This window comes from Caballeronia choica, assembly GCF_001544535.1.
Taxonomy (GTDB): Bacteria; Pseudomonadota; Gammaproteobacteria; order Burkholderiales; family Burkholderiaceae; genus Caballeronia; species Caballeronia choica.
The window spans coordinates 1-9,624 of sequence record NZ_FCON02000209.1; the positions used below are offsets into that span (position 1 = coordinate 1).

10 protein-coding genes and 1 pseudogene are annotated in these 9,624 nt (G+C 57.9%); 7 read left to right on the forward strand and 4 right to left on the reverse strand.

From position 1 onward, the window contains the following. Positions 1–277 precede the first annotated feature (277 nt). Positions 278–439: pseudogene (locus tag AWB68_RS39710) on the forward strand (tyrosine-type recombinase/integrase); the annotation flags it as partial. 383 nt (positions 440–822) lie between these two features. On the opposite strand, the gene chrA reads toward AWB68_RS39710, so the two are convergent. Further along, positions 823–2,199, reverse strand: a complete 1,377-nt coding sequence (gene chrA, locus AWB68_RS39715) for a chromate efflux transporter (RefSeq protein ID WP_087649667.1) — start codon at positions 2,197–2,199, stop codon at positions 823–825. A gap of 61 nt (positions 2,200–2,260) precedes the next feature. Then, entirely contained in the window at positions 2,261–3,223 is a 963-nt protein-coding gene (locus tag AWB68_RS39720; RefSeq protein ID WP_087649668.1) for a chromate resistance protein ChrB domain-containing protein, read from the reverse strand. A gap of 174 nt (positions 3,224–3,397) precedes the next feature. On the opposite strand from AWB68_RS39720, the gene AWB68_RS39725 reads away from it, so the two are divergent. From AWB68_RS39725 to AWB68_RS39740, 4 genes are all read left to right on the forward strand, one after another. Beyond that, positions 3,398–4,114 (forward strand): superoxide dismutase, encoded by a 717-nt coding sequence (locus tag AWB68_RS39725; protein WP_087649673.1) that lies wholly within the window; start codon positions 3,398–3,400, stop codon positions 4,112–4,114. Positions 4,115–4,134: 20 nt separating this feature from the next. Next, entirely contained in the window at positions 4,135–5,151 is a 1,017-nt protein-coding gene (locus AWB68_RS39730; RefSeq protein ID WP_087649674.1) for a YncE family protein, read from the forward strand. Between the two features lie 131 nt (positions 5,152–5,282). Further along, entirely contained in the window at positions 5,283–5,561 is a 279-nt protein-coding gene (locus AWB68_RS39735; protein WP_235028759.1) for a COG4315 family predicted lipoprotein, read from the forward strand. A gap of 63 nt (positions 5,562–5,624) precedes the next feature. Continuing rightward, positions 5,625–6,686 carry a Cj0069 family protein gene (locus AWB68_RS39740; RefSeq protein ID WP_087649670.1) on the forward strand — a complete coding sequence of 354 codons (1,062 nt, stop codon included), beginning with the start codon at positions 5,625–5,627 and terminating at the stop codon, positions 6,684–6,686. 311 nt (positions 6,687–6,997) lie between these two features. On the opposite strand, the gene AWB68_RS39745 is transcribed toward AWB68_RS39740, so the two are convergent. Then, positions 6,998–7,681 (reverse strand): cation efflux transmembrane domain-containing protein, encoded by a 684-nt coding sequence (locus AWB68_RS39745; protein WP_087649671.1) that lies wholly within the window; start codon positions 7,679–7,681, stop codon positions 6,998–7,000. A 67-nt stretch (positions 7,682–7,748) separates the two neighbouring features. Here AWB68_RS39745 and AWB68_RS39750 point away from each other — a divergent pair, with 67 nt between their 5' ends. Together AWB68_RS39750 and AWB68_RS39755 are read left to right on the forward strand one after the other, a co-directional pair. Beyond that, positions 7,749–8,018, forward strand: a complete 270-nt coding sequence (locus tag AWB68_RS39750; protein ID WP_200828929.1) for a MerR family transcriptional regulator — start codon at positions 7,749–7,751, stop codon at positions 8,016–8,018. 598 nt (positions 8,019–8,616) lie between these two features. Beyond that, positions 8,617–9,069: a winged helix-turn-helix transcriptional regulator gene (locus AWB68_RS39755; RefSeq protein WP_087649672.1), complete on the forward strand. Its 453-nt coding sequence runs from the start codon at positions 8,617–8,619 to the stop codon at positions 9,067–9,069. Between the two features lie 86 nt (positions 9,070–9,155). On the opposite strand, the gene AWB68_RS39760 is transcribed toward AWB68_RS39755, so the two are convergent. Next, positions 9,156–9,624 (reverse strand): SDR family NAD(P)-dependent oxidoreductase (locus AWB68_RS39760; protein WP_125483204.1); only part of this gene is annotated, 469 nt, incomplete at its 5' end.

Sequence of the window (9,624 nt, forward strand, 5' to 3'; positions counted from 1 at the left end):
CGCGGGCGCGGGGGAATTGCCATGTCTTTGCTCGACGTGGACTCCATCGATTACATCGGCGTCAACATCCTTTTCAAAAATATAGGAATAAAGGCCTGTTAATTCTTAATATTCAATGATTTAGCCAATCTTCTGGCGTCGGTGAAGCCACCAAATCTGCACGCCAACGCACACGTAAAGACAATGACTTACAACGTGGTTTTGGACTGAAGAAGGCCCTGCGAGTTCGTCGAGTGACCAGGAAATACTCCGAGCGAGTCGCGGGAGCAACAGCCCGCGCCATACCGCCGGTTCACACATGATGGACGGCCAAGTTGACTTGCGTTTTGTACGCGACAACCTCGGTCACGCATCGATCTCTACCACCAGTCAATACCTGCACGCGGACGACGACGAACGCCATCGCGCAACCGAGTCCGGGCTCAAACTGAATTGGTAAAGGCCGCAGCCATTTGTCCCGATCTCGCAGTGCAGCGGCCCTTCACCGTAGCAACTCGGTGGCGCGTTTTCGCGCCATGCCATTGGTTCACCCACATAACAGCGGCAGGTGAGGATCCCATCGCCGTCATTCAGTGGAGGGTTCAATTTGTCGATCGTAAGTGGCCGCTGTCGGGAAAATCGAATGCTCGTTGACGACCCATAGGAGCCGATCGACTCGGCTTCATGAATGTCCGGATCCCGATCGGATCCGGACGTCAAGACGGTGCGTCTTGGTCCAAGCCCATTCACGCAAGCAAGTGCCGTACTGTCGCACGCAGCTCCATTCATTTGGATGCTCATCCTCGTCGTTACCATGGTCATCGAGTATCGCGCTCGTTGGGCTCACGCGACGATCAGCCGCAACAACAGACCGGCCAGGCCACATGCGAAAACAACGGGAATCACGCCAATCTTGAATCGGCAAAGCGCGACTACCGCGCCTAGGCCGATTAAAAGTGAAAGCCAGTCGAAACTGTTGTGCATCCCACGCGGCCAGAGAACATGCAAGGCGAAGAACACTGCAAGATTGACGATCACGCCCACGACCGCAGCCGTAATTCCGGTCAGCGGCGCCGTGAACTTGAGATTGTTGTGAGTGGTCTCGATGAACGGGCCGCCCAGCAAAATGAAAAGAAACGACGGAAGGAATGTGAAGAACGTCACTAACACCGAGGCGGCAACTGCAGAGACGAACAGCGCATCGGGACCGAACACGGCCTTGGTCCATCCGCCCGCAAATCCGACGAACGATACGACCATGATGAGCGGCCCCGGAGTGGTCTCGCCGAGCGCAAGTCCATCGATCATCTGAAGTCCGGTCAGCCAATGATAATGCTCGACCGCGCCTTGATAGACGTAAGGAAGCACTGCGTACGCCCCGCCGAACGTGAGTAGCGCGGCCTTCGTAAAAAACCACGCCATTTGCGTGAGTGTTCCCGTCCATCCAAAGGTCGCGATCAATAGTCCCATCACGGCAAGCCAGATCAGAAGAAAAACCGCGAGCACAGATGCGAAGCGCTTCCATGTAAAGAGCGCGTGGCGCGGCGTGGGCGTGTCGTCGTCGAGAATGGCGGGGCCAAGTGCCTTGCCGCCCGCCTTGTGGCCTGCACCGATCGCAAACTTCGAGGGCGCATATTTGCCGCCGAAGTGCCCGATGATGCCTGCGATAAGGACGATCAACGGGAATGGCACGTTAGCCGCAAATATCGCGACGAAGGCCGCCGCTGCAATGAGCCACAACCACGGGTTTTTCAGCACCCGCGAGCCAATGCGGTAAGCCGCGAAGATGACGATTGAGGTGACGGCCGGCTTGATCCCGTAGAGCACGCCCGCGATTGTTGGGACACTGCCAAACGCCATATAGATCCACGACAGCGCGATGAGGATAAATAGCGAGGGCAGAACAAACAGCCCCCCGGCTACGATGCCGCCCCGCGTGCGGTGCATGAGCCACCCGATGTAGGTCGCCAGTTGCTGCGCCTCGGGACCGGGCAAGACCATGCAGTAATTCAACGCGTGCAAGAACCGCTTCTCGGAGATCCAGTGTTTCCTTTCGACGAGATCCTGATGCATGATCGCGATCTGGCCCGCTGGTCCGCCAAAGCTGATGAAGCCGAGTCGAAGCCAGTACCAGAACGCCTCCCGGAAACTGATCGGCTCGGTTGATATGTCGGAAACAGGCGTGACCGCGTCATCCCGTGCTAATTGGCTTGGCTCCATCTGTCACTCCGGAATCGACTTCGTTGACCTGCGGAATTCGCGGACGCCGGTTATGGTGTTGTCACTTCGCCGCGCGCTTGCCCGTAGCGGCAAAGTGTGCGAGCAGCGAATCAAGCACGCGGCTCATCTCCGCAAGGAGTTCGTCGTCGCCCAGGCCTCGCTCTCTCGCACCCGTCATGACCGCCTCGAAGCCCGCAGCTTCCGGCACGATCAGGCCGCCAACATCGAGCGAATGCACCAGGTTCGCAAGCCCAGTCATGCCGGGCTCGCTGTCCACCCCAAAGCTCACAGCGAGGACTTCAAAGGTCACCCGGTCATTGACATGTGAAAACGCCGCACCATCGAAATCGAAACCGACAGCATGCTTCGGGCACTTGTCAGGCGACGCAAGCCAGATGAAGCGAGCTTCGCCGTCGATAAAACGTTTGATGAGCCATGCGCTGGCCACCCGGTCCACCCACATATGACGGCGCGTGGCCCAGACGCGGCCCTGAAATAAAGCGAGATCTAGAAGCCGAATGTCGCCGACGCTCGAATGAGGTTCGTCTGGCGACAGCATGGCCTCTGCGGTTTGAACGAAGTCCTCCCACGCGGATCGTGCCCGCACCGACGCTTCGTTCGGGAAAAAATCGATCGCGGCAAGGGCTTCGAATTCCTTGCGGGTCTTGCGTAAGAGCTTGGTGATGTCCGCAACTCTCAGCCCGGCGAGGGTCCTCTGAATGCTCTCGGTCGACCGCCGAAAATTCGCGTAGTCATCCGTGCGATCAAACAGGCTTCGAAATTCCTCGTCCTGCGCCTGATCCGCACTGGCGAAGCGCACCAGATACGCCGTTCCTCCCGCTGTCCCGATGCTGTCACACATTTCGGCCATGCCGTCGTCTGCCGTGTGAGGAAGCAAATACGCGCCATCCCGGAGAACGGCACAACCCATGGCCTTCAGCGCGCGCCAGTAACGCATACGCGCAGTGGCGTTGTCGGTCGGCAGGGTAAGGATAAGCAGCAGCCAATCGGAAAATTTTTTCATATAACGGACTCTACATTTTTGTTACGCCCGATACAAATAAATTTGCGTTCAGGCAGTTCGCGGTCTAGCATTGGCTTCACTCGCTAACGAAGGTCCGGACGAACGCCCTAATCCACTCGCACAAGGTTACGGCCGGCGAACACGAGGAAGCGTATGGCAACGCGAAGAGACTTCATGCAGCAGACAACGCTGGCCGGCGCGGGTCTGATACTCGCATCCGGTCGCGCGCTCGGGGCGGCAGGCGAGCACGAGCAGTACAGCGACAAGCTGGTCGATGCGAGCGGCAGGTACGCTGCAGCGCCCCTGCCGTTCGCTTACGACGCGCTCGAACCGGCCATCGACGCCAAGACGGTCGAATTGCACTACAACTTCCATCACAAGCCGGCTGTGGTGGCGGCAAACAAGGCCGAAGACGAATTAGCCAAAGCGCGTGACGCGAATGACTTCGCGCTCGTGAAGTACAACGAGAAGGAACTGGCCTTTCAACTGTCGAGCCATATCCTGCACACGATTTACTGGACGAGCATTTCAGGCAAGGGCGAACCGCCCCGAGACGATCTGGCGAAAGCGATCAATCGGGATTTCGGTTCGTACGCGAAGCTTCAGGCGCAACTCATCGCGGCGACCGTTGCTGTCGAGGCATCGGGATGGGGTATCGTCGGCTATCATCCCTCGACCTCGAAGCTGATGATCCTGCAATGCGAAAACCATCAGAAGCTGACGGCATGGGGCATTCAACCGATTCTCGTCCTCGATGTATTCGAGCATGCGTACTATCTCAAGTACCAAAATCGACGGCCGGAATACCTGCATCAGATCGTTGGCCTGCTGAACTGGGATAACGCGGGATCCAGGCTGAATTCGGCGATGTCTGAGCGACAAGCGACGTGAAATACGCTGGCCGCCGCGCGATGACTTCTCGCGTACCAGCTTGTATTGCCCTGGTTCTCTTCGCGTGGGTATCGTTAGGGTTGTCGATAAAATCGGCTTGCGCTTCGGATGCCCGCGCTGTACCGCTGCATAAGATCGCCGATATTCCACTCGGCGGCCGCCCCACTCGGCTCGACTACGTGAGCTTCGATCCAGGCCGGCATCTGCTTTACATTGCTCACCTTGGCGATAGCGAAGTCATCGTGTTCGATGTGAATACGTCGCGGGTCGTAGGGCGAATCGGCGATTTGAGTTCGGTCCACGGCGTACTGGCGATTCCCGAGCTGGGACGTGCTTACGCAACGGCGACCGGAAGCAAAGAAGTCGTCGCCATCGATCCTGCGACCATGACAACCACTGCTCGAATTCCGGCCGGTGGCTATCCCGATGGGCTTGCTTACGCACCCGACGCCCACAAGCTGTACGTTTCAGACGAGCGCGGCGGCGACGAAGCGGTCGTCGATGTCCGATCCAACACTAAAGTCGCAACCGTTTCGTTGGGTGGGGAAGCGGGCAATACGCAATACGATTCCGTTTCCCGGCACGTTTTCGTCAACGTGCAGACACGCGCGCAGCTTGTCGAGATCGATCCATTCTCGGATACCGTCATCGCGCGTTACGACCTGCGCGGCGCGAAAGGCAACCACGGTTTGTTAATCGATTCAGAAGATCGTCTCGCGTTCATTGCTTGCGAGGGCAACGACACGCTCCTCATTTTCGACATGCGGACGAAGCGGGTGACCGCCTCTTTTCGTGTCGGCGCCGGCCCTGACGTCCTCGCTTATGACGATGCGTATCACTACCTCTATGTCGCGAGCGAATCCGGTCTGGCATCGATACTCCGAGTCGCATCGAGCGGCGTCACCAAGCTCGGCGAATTTGTCGCCGGCCCGAATGCGCATGTCGTCGGAGTCGACCGGACGACACATCGCGTTTACTTTCCGCTTAAGAATCTTGACGGTCACACGGCGCTTAGAGTGTTCGAAGCAACGCAATAATCGACGCACCGTTCACTTGCCGACCGTCCGAACACAAACGAGAGAAGGTTATGCCAAGAACGCGCGTCGTTTTACTCGCGGTGTTGATATCAACTCAGGCTGGAGCGGCTCCGCCGCATATGAGCGACGGCATGTTGGTCGACGATCACGGCATGACGCTGTACGCGTTTGCCGGACATGGAAGTCCCGATGCAACCGCCTGCGAAGGCGACTGCGAACGGAATTTTCCGCCTGCCATTGCCGATCCGAGCGATAAGCCAACAGCCCGCTTGTCCATCATCAAGACGGCGAAGGGAGAGCGCCAGTGGGCCTATCAGGGTCGTCCGCTTCATCACGGGAGAATGGACAAAAAGCCGGGTGACCATCAAGGCGATGGGCTGAATGGCGCGTGGTATCCGATTCGGCAATAGAGCGTCCGGCATGTACGAGCGACCTTTTACACGAAGACCACTGCGGAAATAGGGGACCAGTCAATGAACACGACAGCGGGATCGGTCGCGATACTTTGGCGCGGCGACGCTGAAGCGCGGCGAGATGCAACAGTGAGCAATAACCGATTCTTTCGTGTCTTCGAGGAACTCGCCTCGCTTGGCATAGCGGCGGAGCCTGCTGTCTACTCGGAGGAGATGGCGGAAGAAGTCCGCGCTCAATTGCTCAAGGTCGATGGCGTGCTGGTATGGGTCGATCCTATTCACGACGGCCGAGATCGGACGGCGCTCAACGCACTTCTGTGCGATGTTGCATCGCGTGGACCTTGGGTAAGCGCCCATCCGGACGTGATATCAAAAATGGGCGTAAAGGAAGTGCTGTATCGCACCCGGCACTTAGGATGGGGCGCCGATACGTACCTTTATTCAAGCATGGACGACTTTTCGAACGAATTTCCCGATCGGCTCAGCAGGGACGGGCCACGCGTACTCAAACAGAACAGAGGAAATGGTGGGCACGGTGTGTGGCGAGTCGAACGCTCTTCTTCGACTGTCAACGGTCGGACGTGGGTAAGCGTGCTGCACGCGCGAAAGGGCAGCGTGACAGAGGAAATGCCGCTTGAAGAATTCATCGCTCGATGTGAACCCCTTCTCGACTCGCGAGGCTGCATTGTCGATCAGCCCTTTCAGCCTCGTCTCGCCGATGGCATGGTTCGCTGTTACATGGGCACCGATAAGGTGGTCGGATTTGGACATCAATTCGTCAAGGCCCTCATGCCGCCTCCGCCCGAAGGACCGGACTCCGTTTCTGCGCAACCCGGCCCCCGCATCATGCACGCGGCTGCCGCGAAAGCTTTTCAGGATCTCAGGGAACGCATGGAGCGGGAGTGGACGCCGCAGTTGATGGCGCTGTTCGACATCGACGTCAAATCGCTGCCAGTCATCTGGGACGCCGACTTTCTTTATGGTCCGCGCACCGAAGCAGGTAAGGATACTTTCGTTCTTTGCGAGATCAACGTGAGCTCGGTTTTTCCCATTCCGGATCAGGCACCTGCGGCGATCGCGCGGTTGGTCGCTGAACGGTTACGTCCTAAAGCGACGAGATAGGCCCAAGTCGGCGCTTTTACCAAGCAAGTTGATCTACCGCTACGTATCGGGCCGAAGATTGTGACCGGCTTCGCCCGACCGATGTGTAACCAGAAAAGGGCATTCGATCGTGGTCCGCGGCGGTCGCCTTATAGCCGGCTGCCGAAGTCGGTGCGGTGGAGTCTGCGCAGCCCCCGCAAGCGCGGCGCGAACTTCGGCATCCGACCCGCTACAGCCGTGGACACGAACCGTATCAGCGCCCGCTTCCCGTTGAAAATGTGCCGTCGATTGTTGGGCCCGACAGACGGACTGGCCGCGCATTGCGAGAGCGCCTACCGCAGCGGATACCGCTTCATCGGTGAATGTGCCACAGGCGTGGATGCTACTGACGATCCAGTAGCATCGACCCTCAATTCCGCTTTCGCGTGGCGAAGGATTTTCACGGCGGAGGTCAAGGCAAGTATCGACATGATTGTCGCAACGGCCAGATCCGGCCATCCTGCTCCTGTTCCGAACACGCCCAGAGCGGCAAGAAGAACGGCGACATTCCCTACCGCGTCATTACGAGTGCAAAGCCAAACACTGCGCATGTTGCTGTCTCCCTCGCGGTACGCGAACAGGAGTAACGCAACAACGCAGTTGGCTACTAATGCGCTCAACCCGACGATACCCATCGTAGGCGCGCTAGGCACCGCTTCCGATGTTAGGCTCCAGACGGCAAATCCAAGCACCCACAGGCCAAACGCTCCCATCGAAAGCGCTTTGATTCGCGACGCGTTAGCGCGTAAGGTCACGCTCAACCCAAGCACCACAAGACTTATACCGTAGTTTGCTGCATCGCCCAGAAAGTCCAATGAGTCGGCCAGTAAAGACACGGACCGCCCGCGCAATCCGGACATGACCTCGACGCCAAACATCGCCAGGTTGATTGCAAGCGCAACCCACAGAATCCTCCGATATCGCCCCTGACGGGCATTCGCCTGATGTTCACAGTGATTACAACAGTCCCCAGCCATGGTCCGCTCCGACACGAGAATAATTAAAGTAATATGCTGAACCCTGTAGCCACTACAGGGTCAAGCAATGAGCGTCACTTTCTCGATCGATACATTGAGCCGCCTCTCCGGCGTAAACGTCGAAACAATCCGTTATTACGAGCGGGTAGAACTACTGTCCGCTCCGCTGCGCGGCGATAACGGCTACAGGCTTTACGATGCCAGCGCCGTGCAGCGGCTGACGTTCGTGCGCCGAGGCCGTGAACTTGGTTTTCCAGTGGAAGAAATCCGAAAACTACTGGAACTGGCCGACCATCCGGAGCACCCTTGTGCCTCGTGCGGACGAGGTGGTGGTTGAACATCTGGCGGATATTGAAGGGAGGATCCGCGACCTACGACGAATGCGTCAAGCCCTCCGCGAGCTTGCGCCCTGTCATAGCCAGACGGCGGCACATTGCAGGCTGATACAAGCTCTCGGGTCGCAGTTTTCCGATTGAGACCAAATTGGTCCGAGGACGCTTTTGAACGGCCGCTTATGCTGGGATATCAGCCATGCGCGTCTGGACATCGTGTCTGTGGCCGCGACAAACCGCATGATGATAAGCGCGGCGCCCGGCGCTGAAGACCAGCCGCACAGATTTCAAGCGCTTCGCAGATCAATTGCTTTGTGAGACGTGCATGCATACCTAAGTGCATCGCAAGCGCGAGGTTAAGTGCCCCTTGACTACGATATGCAGTGCTCACTCCCATGGCCGATACATACTTTCACCCGTCGCCTGCGGCCGTCAAATAGAACGATTTTCGCGATCGCCACGAGTATTTGATCGTCTACATGGGAAACGCCTGTCTCTCTTTCGGCGAAGCCTCGAACGAGCACATTGCATGCTCCCATGCGATTGGTTTCATCATTAAACCATATGTGCTATGCTGGGCAGGTTACGCAAAGGCAGGCAGCCATGAAACGCAAGAGCTTCGAAGGAAATCTTTGTGCGATCGCCAGGGCGCTCGACTCGATCGGCGACTGGTGGTCGCTACTCATCATCCGCGACGCAACCGCCGGCGTCGGCCGGTTCAGCGAGTTCCAGCGCAGTCTTGGCATCCCCAAGAATATCCTGTCTGGTCGCCTGAAGTCGATGGTTGAGCAGGGCATCATGGAAATCGTGCCCGCGTCCGACGGCAGCGCATACCAGGAATATACGCTGACTGAAAAGGGCGAAGCACTGCTGCCCGTTCTCGTGGCCCTTGGCCAATGGGGCGGCGAGTATCTTTACGAGTCGAAGGAACTGGGCTCGCTTCCGCTGGATGCCAGGAAGAAGCGCCCCCTCAAGAAACTCGAACTGCGCTCGGAAGACGGCCGGCTGCTACAGCCGAAGGATGTGTTGGTGTCACGTGTTATCACGATGAACTAGATGCCGGCGATCACTGTATGACCTGAGCCTGCGCAGCACGCCGAAGTCGTTGCACAGGGCTCGCAGCCCGCCCGCAAGCAAGCGCATCAGAAACCCTCTTTGAATGGGCGCAGATCGATTTCCTGAGTCCACGCAGTGGGATGTTGCAGATGCAGTTGCCAGTATGTTTCGGCGATGGCGTCGATGTTCAGCAATCCATCCGGCCCGCGCTGGGCGATCGCATCGGGACGCAGGTTCTTCAACCGGGTTCCATCGATGCCACCATCGATTACGACGTGCGCCACATGCAGGCCTTGCGGTCCAAACTCTCTTGCCATGCTCTGGCTGATCATGCGGAGCCCAGCCTTCGCCGCAGCGAAATGTGCATAACCCGGCCGGCCTCGCAGACTGGCCGAAGCACCGGTAAAAATAAGCGTGCCTTTACCTTTGGGCAGCAGCAGGTTTGCAGCGTAAGCAGCCGGTGAAGGCATCTTGATCGGCAAGTCGAGTAGCCCGACGATCATGTCCATGCAAATTTTAAATGGACATGTGTACATGATGGACGAAGTCGAGGTT

What these genes read in the sequence shown, in the direction of transcription:
- chrA (WP_087649667.1), bottom strand. Translation starts at nt 2,199, where the DNA reads ATGGAGCCAAGCCAATTAGCACGGGATGACGCGGTCACGCCTGTTTCC.
- AWB68_RS39720 (WP_087649668.1), bottom strand. Translation starts at nt 3,223, where the DNA reads ATGAAAAAATTTTCCGATTGGCTGCTGCTTATCCTTACCCTGCCGACC.
- AWB68_RS39725 (WP_087649673.1), top strand. Translation starts at nt 3,398, where the DNA reads ATGCAGCAGACAACGCTGGCCGGCGCGGGTCTGATACTCGCATCCGGT.
- AWB68_RS39730 (WP_087649674.1), top strand. Translation starts at nt 4,135, where the DNA reads ATGACTTCTCGCGTACCAGCTTGTATTGCCCTGGTTCTCTTCGCGTGG.
- AWB68_RS39735 (WP_235028759.1), top strand. Translation starts at nt 5,283, where the DNA reads ATGTTGGTCGACGATCACGGCATGACGCTGTACGCGTTTGCCGGACAT.
- AWB68_RS39740 (WP_087649670.1), top strand. Translation starts at nt 5,625, where the DNA reads ATGAACACGACAGCGGGATCGGTCGCGATACTTTGGCGCGGCGACGCT.
- AWB68_RS39745 (WP_087649671.1), bottom strand. Translation starts at nt 7,681, where the DNA reads ATGGCTGGGGACTGTTGTAATCACTGTGAACATCAGGCGAATGCCCGT.
- AWB68_RS39750 (WP_200828929.1), top strand. Translation starts at nt 7,749, where the DNA reads ATGAGCGTCACTTTCTCGATCGATACATTGAGCCGCCTCTCCGGCGTA.
- AWB68_RS39755 (WP_087649672.1), top strand. Translation starts at nt 8,617, where the DNA reads ATGAAACGCAAGAGCTTCGAAGGAAATCTTTGTGCGATCGCCAGGGCG.